The organism is Serratia sp. CY47280 (genome assembly GCF_052168655.1).
Classification (GTDB): domain Bacteria; phylum Pseudomonadota; class Gammaproteobacteria; order Enterobacterales; family Enterobacteriaceae; genus Serratia; species Serratia bockelmannii.
The window spans coordinates 1146427-1164157 of sequence record NZ_JBJNMG010000001.1; the positions used below are offsets into that span (position 1 = coordinate 1146427).

The window sequence follows — 17731 nt, forward strand, 5'->3', positions numbered from 1 at the left end:
CCGCTTATTCCCCTGCCTGCGGGTGATCTTCCCGATGGCTTGGGTAGGCGAAGTTGTAATAGCTCATGTCGGTTGCCGCCTTCTTCACCATCCCGTTGAGGATCACGCCCTTGATCGCCACGCCATTCTGTTCGAAACGACGCATGCTGGTTTCGATCTGCTTGACGGTATTCACCTCAAAGCGCACCACCAGCAGTGAGGTACCCGCGTGATTGCCGACGATCGCCGCGTCCGTCACCGCCAGAATCGGCGGCGTGTCGATCAGCACCAGATCGTAGTTCTGCCCGGCCCAGCGCAGGAAGTCGGCGAAACGGCGGTGCATCAGCAGTTCGGACGGGTTCGGCGGCACCTGACCGCGCGGCACGAAGTCCAGATTGGCGATGGCGGTTTTCCGCACCGCCTGTTCCGCCATCACGTTGCCCACCAGCATGTCGGACAGCCCCTGATGCCCATCATCCGCCAGCCAGCGGTGCAGGAAGCCTTTGCGCATATCGGCGTCGATCAACAGCACCCGCTGCCCGGCCTGCGCCACCACCACCGCCAGGTTGGTGCTGGTAAAGCTCTTGCCGCTTTCCGGGCTGGCGCCGGAGACCATCAGAATGTTGTTCTTGGCCTCCATCATGGCGAAATGCAGGCTGGTGCGCAGGCTGCGGATCGCTTCCACCGACAGGTCCGTCGGTTCGGCCACCGCCAGGATCGGCAAGCGCCGCCCCCCGGACCTTGGCAGCAGCTGACGTTGCTCGCGGTTGCGCTTCACCTGCCACGGCGACAGCGGCACGGTGGCGTAGACGTTGATGCCCCGCTTCTCCAGGGTATCGATGTCATTGATGCCGCGATGGAAGGCCGCACGCAGCAGCACTACGATGGCGCCGCCCCCGGCGCCAAGCAGCAGCGCCAACAATACGATCAGCATCTTTTGCGGCTTAATCGGCCGCAGCGCGGTTTCCGCTTCGTCGATGATGCGCACATTGCCCACCGTGCCGGCCTTGCTGATGCTCAGTTCCTGCTGCTTGTTCATCAGCTGCATGTAAACCTGCTGATCCACCTGCACGTCGCGGGTAAGACGCAGGATCTCCTGCTGCATTTTCGGCAACGTCTGCACCTGTTTACCCAGCCGTGCCTTTTCCGCCTCCAGCGTGGCGCGCTTCTCCAGCAGCGCCCGGTAAGCCGGGTGCGCGCGGGTGTAGAGTTTGGAGATTTCCGCTTCCTTGAAGGTCAGCTCGTTGAGCTGGGCCTCGAGCTGCACTTGAGTATCCAGCACCGATTTGGCTTCAAGCGACAGATCCACCGAGTCATTTTGCTGGCGGAACTGATTAAGTTGGGTTTCGGCGTTGTTCAACGAGGTTTGCGTTTGCGGCAGCTGCTCTTGCAGGAACGCCAGCATTCGCTGAGCTTCTTCCGTTTTGCGATCCACGTTCTGCTGCAGGTAGTTGTCGGTGATGTTCTTCAGCATTGCCTCGGCGCTCTGCGGATCTTCGCTCGGCAGCGTAAAGGTCATGATGCCGCTGTCCTTGCCACTCGGCACCACGTCCAGGTATTTACGCAGATCGTCCACCGCTTCTTGACGCGCGACTTTGACCACGGTAAAGCTGGCGCCCGGCGAAGCGTCCAGCGCCGAGACGGTCATGTTCCAACCGCCTTGCGCCACCGGCTGCCCGACCACGCCGCTGAACAGTTTGCTGCCGTCATAACTCAGCTCGTAATGCTGCCCATCGCGCACCGTCAGCGTCAGCGCTTCGCCCTCCATGTCCGCCGGCGTCGTCAGCGTGGCAATACTCAGCACCGGCGGCTTTTCACCGCTCAAGCGGGCAAAGCCTTTGCCGAACACCGGGAAATAGTCCGGGCTGACGCGCACCGTCAGACCGAGGGTGTCCACCGTTTTTCCCAGCACGTAGCGCGACTTAGCCAGCGTCACCTCATCCTGTGTCGCCGAATTTTGCCCCATCATTGAACTGTCCAACGTTTCACGCAGCAGCGAATCGCCGGACAGCTGCTTCTCCACCTGCACCACCGCCGTAGCCTGGTACACCGGGGTGGCCAACAGGGCGTAGGCGACGCCCAACATGCCTGCCACGCCGGTCACGACGGCGATCCGCCAGCGGTTATCCCACAGCGGCCCAATCAGGCGTTCCCACTCCAGCTTTTCGTCTTGTTCGGCCACCATCACGGACAGCGCATTATTTTTCATCTTCTGTTCCTTATTCACCCTGCGGAGTTACCAGTTGCGCACGCGCAAGGTCGCCTCGCTGAGATCGTTAAAGCTGCTGATGGTCGGCACCAGCTGGCTGATCAAACGGTTCCAGCGCGCGACCGGCGCCGCAGTGACGTACACGACGTCGTAAGGTTGCAGCTGAAATTCAGCGCCCATCGCCAGCGCGCTGGCGTCGGAGAGATCGAACTGATACAGCGTCGCCAGTCGCTGCGGTGTTTTACCGCCGCTCGGCCGGATCACGAACACCCCGGTCGCATCCGCCACCGTCTGGCTGATCCCTTCGGAAGATCCGAGGGCCTCGGTCAGGGTCATGCCGCTGCGATCCATCTTCAGCGTCGCTTGCTTGCCCACCTCGCCCATCACGAACACTTTCAATTCGTCATTGCGCGGGATGTAGAGGATGTCGCCCGGCTGCAGCAGCGCGTTCTGGCTGATGTCGCCGCGCTGCATCAGCGCCTGCAGCGAGATAGCCCGCTCTTTGCCCTGATGGGTCAGCACGACGTTGCGCCAATCGGCGTTGTCCGTCAGGCCGCCGGCGGCGTTAATCGCATCCAGAATGGTCAACGGCACGTTGGTGATCGCCTGTTGGCCGGAGGTTTTCACTTCGCCGGTCACGTAAGCCTTCTGCGAACGGAAAGCGGCAATACTGACGTCTACCTGAGGGCTTTCCACATACTGCGCCAGACGGCCGGCGATCAGGCTGCGCACTTCGGTGACGGTCTTGCCCACCACCGCCACTCGCCCGATATAGGGATAAAAAATCGTGCCATCCGCATGCACCCAGTTGCCGGTGTCGCTGGCGCTGCGGTATTGCCCGGCCGGCGTGGTCAACTCGGGGTGATCCCAGACGGTGACGTTCAACACGTCGCCGACGCCGATGCGGTATTGATAGCTCTGCAATCGCTGATCCAGCGCCGGGTTCGGCCGGGCGACCGGTTCTACGCGCCGCATTTTCTGCAGCAGCATCGGCGACATGCGATAAACCTGTACCTGGTCATTCAAATCGAAATCGTCGTCCTGTTGCACGACGATGGCTTTTCCGCTGGTCGGTAAATGTGAACCGGGAACCACCGTACATCCACTCAACAGCGCGGAGGTGAAGGCCAATGGCATCAAAAGAGGCAAATGAAAATTCATGGAAGTACCGTGATAAACGGGCTGCTGCCGCAGCCCGTGAGGGGATTAACGGCCGACGGTCGGATTATCGCTGAACACCGTCGCCTGACGCGGTTCGCGCAACATGACGAAATAACCGCAAAAACAGAACAGAAACGCCACCAACATTTGGCTTTCCTGCAGCTGCAACACTTCACTGCAAATGCCAATGCAGGCCAACGTCACCGCCAGCATGGTGCTCATCGCCAGCGCCTGACGCGCATTGAGCCCACGACGCATCAGAATATGGTGCAAATGATCGCGGCCCGCTTTGAAGGGGCTTTGGCGACGCAACAGGCGACGCACCATCACAGTCACCATGTCCATCAGAGGAATGGCGATCAGCCACAGCGCGGTGACCGGACGCATTACCGCCTGTGGCCCCTGCGTCGCCAGCAACACCAGCCACAGCACGCTGAAGCCGATCACCATGCTGCCGGCGTCCCCCATAAAGATCTTGTTGCGCGCGCCGAACAGGCTCAGGTTGAACAACAGATAGGCCGCCAGCGCGACGATCAGGCCCAGGCACCACAGCGCCAGATCTTCCCTGCCGCCCAATCCGAACACGATAGCCAACGCGACGAAGGTCACGCAGGACAAGGCGCCCAGTTGCCCATCGATGCCATCCACCATGTTGTAGGCGTTGATCGCTCCCCATACCGCCAGCGGCGTGAGCAGCAACGCGCCATAACCGAGCATCACTTCCTGATGCCCCCAAACATAGCCCAATGAGGAAAGCTGCATCCCTGCCGCCAGCATCATCGCCAGCGCGATCCCTCCCTGCACCATGACGCGTGGCGCCACGGGCAGATCAAAGCGGTCATCCAGCACGCCCAACACCACCAGCGCCGTAATGCACAGCAGATAGACGGTGCTGTCAGGCAGCCAGGCGGGTTGCCACAGCGTCATCAGCATCAGCGTCAGGTACACGGCGATACCGCCGACCAGCGGAATGTGTCCCAGATGTTGCTTACGCGCATTGGGCTTATCCACTAATCCCACCGTTAAGGCGGCCCGGCGGGCAATAAGGACCCACGCTACCGCCAGCACAAATATCACGCTCAGTTGATATAACATCGTTCCTCCAGCGAATAAGCACGCTACCGCCCTTGAGTTACAGCTCCCAATGCGCTATTAACAAAAACAAAATTGATCCTGCCAGGATATAAGTCAGCATGAATTAATCCTGAAAAATACAGATTTATCCGCTTGTCGGCGGAAATAAGTAAATAACGTCAGCGTGCGGTTAAGTTATCTATCAGAAAACTCATGTTTAATGGTTCTTTCGATTGCCGAATCAAGTTCAACCGGCGCCACGAAATTATTTTGCACATTACTTTTAAATTGCGTTCTGGCGCAGAATTTCTGCACTCTGACGCGACTGATTGGGAATTTTTTACGACTTATTTTACTCACGACATCCAATGCGGTCGCCCCGCATATTCCCACCACATAAGGAATGCGAATCGTCTTATTTTCTCTGCCCAGCGAGGAGGAAATAACGTCGACCAATTGATTCATCGTAAAGTCCGGTTTATCGACGTAGTTGCTGACCTGATAACTTGACTGCTGGTCCAACGCATGCTCCAGCCGCGCGGCAATATTTTCAACGTAAGCCATCGACTTCATATTATTGCCACTGCCAATCATCACGAATCGGCCGCTGGCGATCTGGCGGAACAGGTTATACACATTGCCGCGGTTGCCTTCACCGAATACCACCGTCGGGCGAATGATGGTCAATTTGTTGGCGCTATCCGCCTTGCGCCACGCTTCATAAACGTATTCCGCTTCGAGCTTGGATTTGCCGTAATGATTGAAAGGATCGAAACGCCCTCCTTCATCGGTTTCCTGCTCGACGAACCCATAAACGGCAACCGAGGAAGTGAAAATGACTTGGTGGATATTCAACGCGGAGGCGGTCATGCAGACATGCCGTGCACCTTCTACATTGACCTGATAATAGAGCGAAATGGGATCGACGTTGTCCTGATGTTCCGCCGCCAGATTAATGATGGCGTCGCAGCCCGCCAGCGGCTCTTGCAGGGTCTCGGGTTGCGTCACGTCGCCATACTGATAGAGCGCCGGAAAATGTGCGCTAGGTTGTTTATCAACGATGACCAACGTCAGATCATCGCGCACACTGAGACGTTTCGCCAGGCGTGTTCCGATAAAACCGGAACCCCCGATAATAGCTACTTTACGCTTATCCATAATTTGTCACTCAGCAGGTTCTCATTATTCCTGTCACCTCGATGGAAACAGGACGCTAATATGCGTTAGGTAATGAGTTCCAGACTGGACAAATCGAACCCGGCTTTCAAATAACAAATAATGAAATAAAATATTTCATCAAATGTAAAATTATCGCTAAAGATAAAACCTCATTTAGCACTAATTTTTAACATCGTAAGCAACTTGATATTGCAAGGTTTTATTCGGCAATATGAGATTAATCCGACCTTTACCCGGCGTAGAAGAGGTCTCATATTTTACCGGTAATTTAAGCTGCCCCTGCTTAGGGTCGACACATTCGATGGTCGCCTGCTCCATGCTCTCCCCCTGGTACAGGCAGAACAGGGTTTGTGGGCTGTTGGTATGGGGGTTATTCAACGTCAGCGTCAACACGACGCGCGTATTGTTCTGAATATCATTGATCACCGGCGGGCGAGTTTGGTTGCCGAGCACATATGAAAAATGTGAAATAACCAGCAAAGAAGCAAATGCCGTCAGGTATTTCACTACGCGACTGGCGGGCATGCTGAAAAATCGGCGCACCGTCGCCGACTTTTTATCACGAGTGGGTTCCTGGGAGGGTTCTACCGTTGCAACAGGCGCTGCAACAAGCGTCGTTTTACGCGGCTTATCTATTTTTTCATCGTGTGCCTCAGGGGACTCACTTTCACTTTCAGAAAGTTCCGCTTGAATATTAACACCAATATCCTCACCGCTATTTAATATATCATCATCAGCGTAGTCTTCATCCTCGGATATAAAGTGAAAAGCCGCTTGATTTTCCACCTTGTAACCCAGCCGAGGAATGGTTCTGATAAGCGTATGTTCCGAGTCGCTGATTTTTTGGCGAATAGATTTAATTGTTTGATTTATCGTTGAATCTGAGCAGTAAGTTCCTTTCCAGATATTTTCTATAATTTCCGTTCGGGTTACCAGTTCTGGTGATCTGGCGACAAGCAGCGAAAGAATTTGATACTCCTTCCAACGCAGACGAAATTTCTCCCCGGCAGGAGTCAGAACATCGAGATTCCTAATCTTTATTCTTCTATCAAGATTCACTTTTAATTTCCTTAGCGTGCCTGTCCTGCACACTTTGTATAGAAATATCAAAAAATGTTCAAGAAATTAAATGTAAACTCAACAGGTTGCATTCATCGGATATTGGCCTTTATAAAAATTTTCTGATTTCATTTTTTACATTAGGCCTTATTAAGGATGTTCCGTTTATCCAAATGACTCTTTTTCCCTGTTGGCAACATGGATTTCCTTCATGACTACCGTAAAGTTCAAATGATCACCTCATTGATTTAAAAAGAAAAAAATAACAACCCTGTTCAGTTGTTAACCGAATGAAATTGTGAAATTTCATTCTTCTCCGTGAGTTCATTGTGTTTTCCCACCTAATCGGATTGTCAGATAGACTACAAAAAGCCGGAAAAAACAGAATGAGAGTTATCTGATTTAACCCTGTCACACATTCCACACGGCGCGTGCAGCATCTAAGACAAAACCCTATTGCTGATTTTATAACAATCGCACTAATTATGCCTTACCCTCCCAGAAATTTCATTTAACCTGCGGGAAAGACATTAATCTTTTAATGTAAGAATACTCTCAACAAAACGAAAAAACCGTGCAAATAATATAATACGCTTGGGAGAAGACATTCCCATATTGAGAGATATAACTATAAAAAAAGAAAAAAACGGCAAACGGAGATGAGAATTTTACCTAAAGGCAGAAAATTTCACTGAGAGAGCGAGGAGAGATGACTCGGAATGAGCGAAATATCCCTCCCCTGTCGGGAGGGATTGAGAAAATCGTTTGATACTCAGGCCTTTTTCTTGCGGCCATACACCGCCCAAGTGATGACCACACACAAGATATAGAACACCAGGAATACTTTCATTGCCCCCGCCGGGGAACCGGTCAGCGCCAGCGAAGTGCCGAATGCCTGGGGAATGAAGAAGCCGCCTGCGGCACCGATCGCCGAGATAAAACCCAATGCGGCGGCGGAGTCCGTCACCGCTTCACGCTGCGCGCTCTCGTCGCTGCCGCCGGCCGCTTTCACGCGATCGACAGTGATTTTACGGAAAATGACGGCGATCATTTGGAAAGTCGACCCGCTGCCCAGCCCCGCCGTGAGAAACAGCACCATAAAGATACCGTAGAAGGCGATGAACGAACCGCCCTCACCCGCCATCGGCAAGGTCAGGAACAACAGCGCGGCGAACACGGCCATCACTACAAAGTTGATCAACGTCACCCGCACGCCGCCGAAACGGTCAGACAGCGCGCCGCCGACTGGCCGTGCCAGCGCACCGAGGAATGGCCCAAAGAAGGCGTAATGCAGGATCACTACGTCCGGAAATTGCGTCTTCGACAGCATGGCGAAACCGGCGGAGAAACCGATGAAAGAACCAAAGGTCGCGAGGTACAGCAAACTCAGCATCCATAAATGCCCACGCTTGAGCACCGGCAGTTGCTGGCGCAGCGATGCCTTGGCCGCGGCCAGATCGTTCATGCCGAACCAGGCCGCCAGGGTGGCAACCAGCAGGAACGGTACCCAGATCCAGGCGGCGTTTTCCAGCCACAGCTGCCCCCCCTCTGCCTGATTTTGCGCCGTGCCGCCAAACAGGCCAAACAGGCTGAAAGAAATCGCCAGCGGCGCGACCAGTTGCATGACGCTGACGCCCAGATTTCCCAGACCGCCGTTGAGCCCCAACGCACCGCCCTGACGCGCTTTCGGGAAGAAGAAGCTGATATTGGCCATGCTGGAGGCAAAGTTCGCGCCGGCGAAACCGCACAGCAGGGAAATAATGACGAACACGCTGTACGGCGTGCTGCTGTCCTGCACCGCGAACCCCAGCCACAGGCACGGCACCAGCAGGAAGCAGGTGCTGATGGCGGTCCAGCGACGGCCACCAAACAGCGGGATCACGAAGGAATACGGCACGCGTAAAATAGCGCCCGAGACCGACGGCAGCGCGGTCAACAGGAACAGTTGGTCGGTGGTGAAGTTGAAACCGACCTTGTTCAGGTTGACCGCAACGGCGCTGAACAGCATCCAGACGCAGAAGGCCAGCAGCAGGCAGGGAATGGAAATCCACAGGTTGCGGGTGGCGATGCGATGGCCACGCTGCTGCCAAAAGGCGCTGTCTTCAGGACGCCAGTCCTGAATCAGCGCACCGGTTTTCTTTGATGAAGGCGTTGCAAGTTGCGACATAAAAACCTCAGACACGGGGGATCATTCCGCACACCCTAGGGGGCGGCCCCGGCGGCAAAGTTGATGTATATCAACCCGAATGCAAGTAGTTGGCGGCACAAATAGCGCCTTCATCCCCTTAGGGGTACACCCCGAATAAAAATTAAATCACTTTTAATCAATGCATTAGAAAGCATCACTCCGTCATTTTTACCGCTTCACCGTCCTGCTGGAAACTAATGGGTACTTCATTCGAGGTATGGGGTTATGCTCAGGGATAATCAAAAATACGGCTGAATCGTTACTTATTTACCTCGTCGCCGCCTTCGCCCCTGAGCTTCATCGGCGCCAAATGCCAGGAACCCGCGCTTATGAAACGCCTGTTGGCCCCGCTTTCGATCGTGAATCAGGTCGCCCTGCTGATGTTGCTGTCGGGCATTCTGGGCGTGGCCGGCATGGGGATTTCCGCCTGGATGTCGCAAAGCATTCAGGGCAACGCGCACGCCATCAACAAAGCCGGCTCGCTGCGTATGCAAAGCTACCGACTGCTGGCGCAGGTGCCGCTGGATGAACGGCATGAAACGTTGATCCGCGAACTGGAGCGCGACGAAAACAGCCCCGATCTGCAGCGTTCGGTGGAGCAGGAAGGGTTGACCCAACCGTTCGACGCCTTGCGTGATTACTGGCAACAGACTCTGCAACCTCGCCTGCGCAGCGCGCAGCGCCCGGCCGATGCCGCCCCGCAGGTGGCGCACTTCGTGCAGCTGCTGGACAAGCTGGTCTCGGATATCGACAGGCAAACCGAGCGCCGCCTGCTGATGGTGACGCTGGTGCAGGCCGGCTTCATCGCGCTGACCCTGCTGCTGTTGTTCGGCACCACCTGCTACCTGCGGCGCCGGTTGCTGCATCCGTGGCGGCAACTGGTGGAGATGGCCTTGGCGGTAGGCCGCGGCGATTTTAGCCGCCGCTATGCACAACGCGGCCACCAGGATGAAATGGCGTCGCTTGGCGGCGCATTGAACACCATGTCCGACGAGCTGTCGGCGACCTACAGTGGGCTGGAGCAGCGCGTGGCCGAGAAGACCGCCGACCTGCAGCAGAAAAATCAGGTGCTGAGCTTCCTCTACCGCGCCAGCCGCCAGCTGCACGCCAGCGAGCCGTTGTGCAGCCGCCTGACGCCGCTGCTCAACCAACTGCAAACCCTGACGCCGTTGCGCGCCATTCAGGTGCGGCTGTATGAAAACGACAGCCGGGAACCGCTGCTGCAGCTGAGCGGCAACCAACCGCTAAGGCCGGAGCATTGCCATAACCCGGTGTGCAGCGCCTGCCTGAACGACAGCCACCGCCAGCATCCCGACAATCCGTCGCTGAGCTGGAGCCTGAGCGACAAGCTCGGCGACTACGGCGTGATCGTGGCACAGCATGCGCCGCAGCAACCGCTGAACGATGAACATCGCCAACTGATCAATACCCTGGTGGAACAGCTGACCAGCGTGCTGGCCATCGAGCGTCAGGTCGACCACCAACAGCAGCTGATGCTGATGGAGGAGCGGGCGGCGATCGCCCGCGAGCTGCACGACTCCATCGCCCAATCGCTCTCCTGCCTGAAAATGCAGATCGCCTGTCTGCAGATGCAGGGCGAAACGCTCTCTTCGGCCAGCCAGGCACTGGTGCAACAGATGCGTGAAGAGCTGAACGGCGCCTATCGCCAGCTGCGCGAGTTGTTGACCACCTTCCGCCTGCAGCTGACCGAACCGGGCCTGCTGGCGGCGCTGCAATCGACGGTGGCGGAGTTCAATCCCAAGCTGGGCCTGACCATCAGCCTCGATTACCAGCTGGGGCCACGCACGGTTCCGGCCTATCAGGCCATTCACCTGCTGCAGATCGCCCGCGAGGCGCTCAGCAACATCCTTAAGCATGCCGCCGCCAGTGAGGTGAGCATTCAGGTCATCAATAAACGGGGCGAAGTGACCCTAAGCGTCTGCGACAACGGACGCGGCCTGCCGGCCGAGACGTCTCGCCCCGACCATTACGGCTTGATCATCATGCGCGATCGCGCCAAGAGCCTGCACGGCCGCTGCGACATTTTACCGCGCAGCGGCGGCGGCACTGAGGTGCGGGTCAGCTTCACGCCAGATAACCACGCCATCGACTAACGGAGACACCATGACGACAGACACCGCCGCCACCATCTTACTGATCGACGACCACCCGATGCTGCGCAACGGCGTAAAACAGCTGATTGGCATGGACGCTCGTCTGCAGGTCATTGCCGAAGCCAGCAACGGTGAACAAGGGGTCACGCTGGCGGAGCAGCACGATCCGGATCTGATCCTGCTCGACCTGAACATGCCCGGCATCAACGGGCTGGAAACGCTGGATCGTCTGCGCCAAACCGACCTGTCAGGGCGCATCGTGGTGTTCAGCGTGTCCAACCATGAAGATGACGTCGTCAGCGCGCTCAAACGCGGCGCCGACGGCTATCTGTTGAAAGACATGGAGCCGGAGGATCTGCTGAAGGCGCTGCATCAGGCGGCAGCCGGGCAGATGGTACTGAGCGAAGCGCTGACGCCGATCCTCGCCGCCAGCCTGCGGGAAAACCGCCCCAGCGCCGATCGTGATATTCAGCAACTAACGCCGCGGGAACGAGATATCCTGAAGCTGATCGCCCAAGGGCTGCCAAACAAGCTGATCGCCCGTCGCCTGACCATCACTGAAAGCACCGTCAAGGTACACGTCAAACACCTGCTGAAAAAGATGAAGCTAAAATCCCGCGTCGAGGCCGCCGTATGGGTGCTGCAGGGCAAAAACGGTTAATCGCCGCCGTACAGCGGCCCGGTTTGCGCCGGGATCGGCGGTGGCGTCAGGGTTTTGATCGGCGGCAGGCCCGCGTCATCGCCGGCGGTTGCCGTCAGCGGCGGCGCCACTTTCAGCTCTATCCAGTTGGACGTCACGCGCTGCTGTTTATCATCCTCCAGCGTGACCGATAGCCGGTAGCTGTTGGCGGCGTCCGGCGCGTCGTCCCACGGCGGCACGATCGCTGTCCAGCCCTGCGGATCGTTGGCGTTGTGCGGCGGCGTCAGGCTCAGCGCCTGCGTATCCCCCTGCCAACTGACGTGAGTGATGCCGTTCAGCGCCTTGATTTCCAGCACCAGCGGCACGGTTTCCCCCGCCTGCAGGCTCCACGGCGGCGTAGCCAGGAACACCTGCAGCGACTTGCGCTGACGGAACTCCAGCACCGGCACGTTCTTGCGTTCGATAGGATCGTAGCGGCTGCCGCGCAGCGACTTGGCCTGCGCCACATACTCCGGCGAAATCTGCTTCACCAGCGGTACCCCGAGCCGATAGCTCAGCGCCAGTTCGACCTGATCCTGGCTCTGCCCGCCCGCGCCAATCTTATGCAGTGCCTTCATCGTCACCAGCGGCACCGGAGTGTAATTGAGCCCCAGCTGCATCGCGCGCGGATCGTTTTGTTTTTTGCCGCTGCCGAACAGATCGACATTATCGCCCAGATACTGCTCATAACTGAGCGAACCGCCGATCTGGCGATAAAACGGCAGATAACCTTGCGTCGTGATGTCGTAACCGCGCGCCGGACGGCTGAAAAATACCCCATCGCCGGGCTGTTGCGACAACGCCGACAGCGGGTAGTAATAGTTGGTGGAGAAACGCAGATAATCCCCCCAGGCTTCCGCACCGACGCTGCCTCTATTGCGCTGCCGAGCAAAATCGCTGTCGAGCGCCGTGTTGTACCCCAGCAGCCAGTCGCCGGCGATCCAGCGTTGCCCCAGCGCGAAATTGCCAAGCGCCCCGGCGCTTTGCTGCAGCCAGCCGATCTGGCTGTAGGTCAACAATCCGTCGACGTCGTACAGCGGGCTGAATAACTGCCCGTTGCTGCCGGTAAAGTCCCCCTCGCCGCTCATCTTCAGCGATAGCCTGGCGGTACCCAACGGCGACAACAGCTCCTGCGCCTGTTGCTGCAGCGCACCGGTCGCCTGGCCCAGCAAATAATCTTCGGCGCGGCTGCGCATCTGTTGACGTGAAACGTTGTTCAACTCTTTTTCGCCGAGTTGCTTGGCCATCTCGGCCCACTGCTTCTCGCGCGCGGCATCGTCGGGCGCACCGCCCAACTCCGGCAAATTCGCGGCGGCCTGTTCAGAAGAGATGACGCTGTCCGGCGCCGGCGGGGATTCGGCGCACGCGGCCGCTGCGCCGGCCAGCCACACCAGTGGCCCGGCCAGCCACGCCGTCTGGCGTCGGCGCCAGAATCGTTTTTTGGTCTTGATAAGTATTGCCTGAATCACGTCTTTCATGACACCGTTGGCCTCCCTCCCTCCTGGAGCATGCCAACCCACTGCTTTGCTGCCGCCTTTCCCACGGCAGATCTGAAAAACCTTACGTCCCGGCCTGGCGGGGACGCCTCTCTCTTAAAGCCTAACGGCTTGACGAGCAGAAACAATAGGATAAACCCCAATCGCGCTTCAGTGACAGCGTCACTTGCACCATTTACCGATCCATTCCCGCCGCCAAATGAATTCACCGCATTTTAGCGTCGATTTTGCCGATAAAAAGCACAGCACACCACTGCTGAGCGCCACCGCGCAAGGCATTGTATCACTCTGCAATACGTAAAGTGGCGATGCGTACGACTGCGCATTCCTCACAATCCACCGCATTTCACCCCGATGAAATATGCATTTTGCCGTTATTTTAAACATCTGTTTCACGACTGGCGGAGCCTTGATGTTTATTTCCTCACTGTGGCACGCGCTGTTTTTCACCGCGCTGCTGTCGGCGGGTCTGGTCGCCTTCGCGCTCATCACCCGCTTGGAGCGAACGGCGGCCGTGCGCGCCAGCCCGCCGAGATTGCGCCGCCGCAGCCTGCTGCTAACGGCCCTGGGTTTGGCGTTGACGGCGTTGCCCTTCGACCTGCCGGCAGCACACCGGCTGTGGTTACCGCCAGCCGCGGCACTGCTGATCGCCCTGGCCTGGCTAGACGGGCGTCACCGGTGGCTGCCGGACCGGCTAACCCAGCCGCTGCTGTGGGGCGGGCTGCTGTGCAATCTTGACGCTCGCTGGGCAACGCTTGACGACGCGGTTCTCGGCGCCGTGGCCGGTTACGGGGCATTGTGGCTGCTCAACGCGCTTTATCGGCAGGTGCGGCGGCGTAACGGCATCGGACAGGGCGATTTCAAACTGTTGGCCGCGCTGGGCGCCTGGCTCGGTTGGACAATATTGCCGCTGCTGGTCTGCCTGGCGGCAATGTTCGGATTAGGCATGGCATTGGCGCGCGGCCGACGCAACCGTCGCGCCTGGCGAACGCCGCAGCCTTTCGGCATCGCCTTGGCGGCCGCCGGCTGGTTGCTGCTCTTGCTGGACGCCGGCCAGAACGCGCCGGCGTTATTCGGTTAATTCTTCAGTGTCTCGATCAGCCGATTGAGCAATCCGGCCACTTCCGCCGTGCTGGCCGTTGTCGGATTGGCCAGTGGTTGGATCACCGCGAGTCTGGTCGTGGATAACACCTCATCGCTGCGGATTTCCAACGCATCGGAGGGCGGCGTGCTCAACGAAACGCCGTCCGGCCGCCAGTAGCTGCCGCGTGTAGTCTGCACCTGATAACTGCCAAAGCCGAAATCTTTCTCGACACGGTAATATATTTCGCAGCTCAACGGCCCAGTGCGACGCAACATAAAGGCGCCTTTCGCGCTATAGCTGCCTTTATTGACGACAAAGGCGGTCGCCTGCGAGGTCAGATCGAACGTGATATATAAATCGCACGCCAGCACCTTGGTGCTTACGCCCTGTTGAAGAGTAATGCGCGTTGTAGGTTGCCGATCCGGCGCAGTCAGGGTGCCTAAAAAAGTCCACGATGGCTGTTTCGATATATTGCGCGGCAAATGGTTGCTGGAGGCGGAAGGGGCAATACCCCGCTCGCCCAGACTGTACATCGCTTCAACCCCGCTTAAAAACGACGTCACATCGACGGTGCTTTTGCCGGCCACCGGGACGCCGCCGTTGTATACGTTACTGAAGGTTACCTCGGTATTGTTGCTGCAGGCGGCGATCGCCACCGGGAAAGGCGTCTTAGAACCGCTGTAAAGAGTCAACTGACCGATATCCCAACGAGATTCGTTGATGAATCGGCACAACACGCCCCCGCTCTCCACATTCTGCGCGTCCTGGATATTGATATTGCCTATCGTGCCTTGGGCAAAGTTGGTGGACAGCACGCTGACATTGGCGGCGCGCTGCGTGTTGCGGTTCTCGCAACCCAACGAATTGATCGTGCCGTTAAAATCTTTGAAAGAGTAGATATCGCCGATGCAGTCATCCGCAGCCAACGAGCCGATAGTAGAGTAAAACCCTGAAATTCTGAACGCCGTACCCTTCGCGCGAGCGGCGTAGAGGCCGTCTATAAAATTGGTGGTGCCAGACTTGTCCATCCACAGCACCCCATCGCCCGGGCGATTGGCGTTTGCCTCCATCTGCACGTTCACCAGCCAGTTGATGAACATGTCGCCCGAGACAAACAGCGAATAACCGCCGACCTTGGTGTAAATGTCGCGAATATCAAACTTCGTCATATTGCGGTCGCTGAACCACACGCCGTGGGTGTCGTCTACGCCGGTATCATCCCGCAACGTCAAGCCGTGCAGCGTCAGATTGGCGAAGCCTTTTACCACGATCACCGCTTTCTTCGTTTCGCCCTGTTCGTTGGTGTAACTGCTGTCTGCCGTCTTGACAATTTTGGTCGCCCGCCCCAATCCGACCACCCGTAAACCGATGCCGCCGTAGATGTCCGTTGTCGTCTGAATGAGTACGTGTCCGGCGACCGTATACACCCGCTTCCCCAGGGACAACGTACCGCCGGCTTGCAGCGCCGCCGCCGCCGCTTTGTTGATCGCCGGCCCCCAGTTGCTTCCGTCGCTGTCCTGATAAAACTGTTCCGGCGTAACCACCTCACCGGTGGCAAGCAAGGTTGCTGCGCGCGCTGCTGAAGCCTTTTCGTTATTGTCCATAATCTCTCCTGACGTGATGTGTCCGCATCATTGCGGACGACCGCGGTGAAAGGCGTAAACAACGCCGCCTTTCGAAGCCAATCTATCACCGTCATATGAGCACGTTATGAAATTTCATTTTATTTCACCCTGACACAACATTTCACGATTCGTGGTGGCAACAGCAAGCGATTTCACGCGCTGTCGGCCTATGGCGCGACAGAAAGCTCGGCCAGGCGCACGGCGTTGCCGTCACTTACTGACCCGATCCAGATACAACATGCTGTTGGCGATATCCAGCCGGGCACCTTCGACATTGTCCCGCAATGCCACCAGCGTTTGCCCCTGCAGCGCCACCACATAGGGCGAACTGGCCTGTAATTCCCGTTGCAACGTGACGTAGCGTGCGCTGCGCGCGGCGCTATTCCCTTCCGCAGCCGCGGCACGCGTTTCCGCGCTGATGGCGGGAATGTCCCACTGGGTGCGCCAGGCCAAGGTTTTCGGCCCGCCTGACACGTTGTAAGCAAAGGCACTGGCGTTGGTGTTCGGATCCAGGTAGTCGGCGCCCCAGTAGGTGAAGATCGCCTGAAAATCGCGGCCGCGCATCTTGCCCCACAGATCGCTTTCCACCACCGGATGGATATCCAACCGCAGTCCGGCCTGCGCAAAACTGGCCTGCAGCGCCTGCGCGATGTCGGTATACGGCGGTTGGTTGATGACGATAAGATCGATGCGCGTACCTTCAGCGATGCCGGCATCGCGCAGGATCTGTTTGGCTTTGTCTACGTCGAGCTTAAATGGCCGATCGTCGAGCGCGCCGTCCAATCCCTGCGGCAAGAAGGCCTGATGCACGCGATATTGCCCTTTCAGCAGCTGCTCGGCGATGCTCTGATAATCCACCAGCCAGCGCGCGGCCTGCCACAACGCCGGATTGCCCAGCGCCGGATTGTCTTTGCTGCCGGTGTTGAAACCGAGGTAATAGATCCGGGGCGCATCGGCCTGTTCGATGCGCACGCCCGGCGCGTTGCGCAGCGAGTCGAACTGGTCGGCGCCCAGATCGTAGGCCACGTCGGCATCCCCCTTCAGCAACAGCAAACGGCGGGTGCCGGCGTCGCTGACGTTCTTGAATAGCACCGTTTTCAACCTTGCCGGCGACGGCGCGTAATCGTTGCGGCCAAACAGCAGCGCCTCATGCGGCACATAGTTATTTACCCGATACGGGCCGCCGCCGGCGGAATGGCTGCGCAGCCAGGCGTTACCGTAGTCCCCCTGCTGCGCGTGCTCGTTCAGCAGCTTCTCATCCACGATCGAAGCCACGTTCGCCGTCAGCAGCCGTAGCGCCAGCTCGCTGCCGATGTTGGCGGGCCAAGTGAGTTGCACCTGGTTATCCCCCACCTTCTTCAGCTGCTGCTCAACGTTATCCGGCGTCCAGCCAAATTCACCGAGAATAAACGACGGCGCCTTGTTCAGCTTTACCGCACGCACCAGCGAGAAAATCACGTCTTCAGGCCGCAGCGGATTGCCGGAAGCAAAACGTTGCTGCGGTTTCAGGGTAAAGGTCAGGCTGTGGCCATCGGCGCCCGCCTGCCAACTGCCTGCGGCGTCCGGCGCCAGCTTTTGCGGCGCGGCGCGATCCGGCGCCACCAGGCGCTGATAGAGGTTGACCAGATTGGCCGAGCTGACGGTTTCAAAGCTCTCCGCCGGATCGAGGCTGATAATGCCCTCCAGCGAACTGACCACCACCAAGGTATCCTGCGGGGTGGCGGCCTGCGCACCGAAAGCGGCCGCCAGCGCGCCATACAACAAGGTTGGGATTAACCGTTTCATCGATACACTCTCCACAATCACGCGGTTGCGCTGTTTGACGAGTGTAGAGGGTAAGAATTAACAGAAGAACGACGATAAATTGCTTTATTTATTACCAAG

General features: G+C 57.7%; 12 protein-coding genes. 3 read left to right on the top strand and 9 right to left on the bottom strand.

The window, feature by feature from the left end:
* Positions 1-4: 4 nt before the first annotated feature.
* The 6 genes from ACJ8J4_RS05605 to ACJ8J4_RS05630 form a co-directional block, all read right to left on the bottom strand.
* Positions 5-2188 (bottom strand): polysaccharide biosynthesis tyrosine autokinase, encoded by a 2184-nt coding sequence (locus ACJ8J4_RS05605; protein WP_043138547.1) that lies wholly within the window; start codon positions 2186-2188, stop codon positions 5-7.
* A 27-nt stretch (positions 2189-2215) separates the two neighbouring features.
* Positions 2216-3349, bottom strand: coding sequence for a polysaccharide export protein (locus tag ACJ8J4_RS05610; RefSeq protein ID WP_025303211.1), 1134 nt, complete (start codon positions 3347-3349; stop codon positions 2216-2218).
* 45 nt (positions 3350-3394) lie between these two features.
* Positions 3395-4444 (bottom strand): UDP-N-acetylglucosamine--undecaprenyl-phosphate N-acetylglucosaminephosphotransferase, encoded by a 1050-nt coding sequence (wecA, locus tag ACJ8J4_RS05615; protein ID WP_025303212.1) that lies wholly within the window; start codon positions 4442-4444, stop codon positions 3395-3397.
* A 174-nt stretch (positions 4445-4618) separates the two neighbouring features.
* The gene (locus tag ACJ8J4_RS05620) at positions 4619-5581 is read right to left on the bottom strand and encodes an NAD-dependent epimerase/dehydratase family protein (protein ID WP_025303213.1); all 963 of its coding nucleotides are present in this window, start codon (positions 5579-5581) and stop codon (positions 4619-4621) included.
* Between the two features lie 180 nt (positions 5582-5761).
* Positions 5762-6661: a winged helix-turn-helix domain-containing protein gene (locus tag ACJ8J4_RS05625; protein WP_060433321.1), complete on the bottom strand. Its 900-nt coding sequence runs from the start codon at positions 6659-6661 to the stop codon at positions 5762-5764.
* Positions 6662-7433: 772 nt separating this feature from the next.
* A complete protein-coding gene (locus tag ACJ8J4_RS05630; protein WP_025303214.1) occupies positions 7434-8828 on the bottom strand; it encodes a NarK family nitrate/nitrite MFS transporter in 1395 nt (464 codons plus the stop codon).
* Positions 8829-9178: 350 nt separating this feature from the next.
* Between ACJ8J4_RS05630 and narX the strand changes: the two genes are divergently transcribed.
* Together narX and narL are read left to right on the top strand one after the other, a co-directional pair.
* Positions 9179-10963, top strand: a complete 1785-nt coding sequence (gene narX, locus ACJ8J4_RS05635; protein ID WP_043138561.1) for a nitrate/nitrite two-component system sensor histidine kinase NarX — start codon at positions 9179-9181, stop codon at positions 10961-10963.
* A 10-nt stretch (positions 10964-10973) separates the two neighbouring features.
* Entirely contained in the window at positions 10974-11624 is a 651-nt protein-coding gene (narL, locus tag ACJ8J4_RS05640; protein WP_043138564.1) for a two-component system response regulator NarL, read from the top strand.
* Here narL and ACJ8J4_RS05645 read toward each other — a convergent pair.
* A complete protein-coding gene (locus tag ACJ8J4_RS05645; RefSeq protein ID WP_043138566.1) occupies positions 11621-13120 on the bottom strand; it encodes a YchO/YchP family invasin in 1500 nt (499 codons plus the stop codon). The two genes, narL and ACJ8J4_RS05645, sit on opposite strands and share 4 nt — an antisense overlap.
* Before the next feature lie 430 nt (positions 13121-13550).
* Here ACJ8J4_RS05645 and ACJ8J4_RS05650 point away from each other — a divergent pair, with 430 nt between their 5' ends.
* On the top strand, positions 13551-14219 hold the full coding sequence (locus ACJ8J4_RS05650; protein ID WP_025303218.1) for a prepilin peptidase: 669 nt from the start codon (positions 13551-13553) through the stop codon (positions 14217-14219).
* Here the strand turns inward: ACJ8J4_RS05650 and ACJ8J4_RS05655 are convergent.
* Both ACJ8J4_RS05655 and ACJ8J4_RS05660 read right to left on the bottom strand, forming a co-directional pair.
* Positions 14216-15826: a hypothetical protein gene (locus tag ACJ8J4_RS05655; protein WP_025303219.1), complete on the bottom strand. Its 1611-nt coding sequence runs from the start codon at positions 15824-15826 to the stop codon at positions 14216-14218. The genes ACJ8J4_RS05650 and ACJ8J4_RS05655 overlap by 4 nt on opposite strands.
* 231 nt (positions 15827-16057) lie before the next feature.
* Positions 16058-17632, bottom strand: coding sequence for an ABC transporter substrate-binding protein (locus ACJ8J4_RS05660; protein ID WP_089181023.1), 1575 nt, complete (start codon positions 17630-17632; stop codon positions 16058-16060).
* Between the last annotated feature and the right edge of the window lie 99 nt (positions 17633-17731).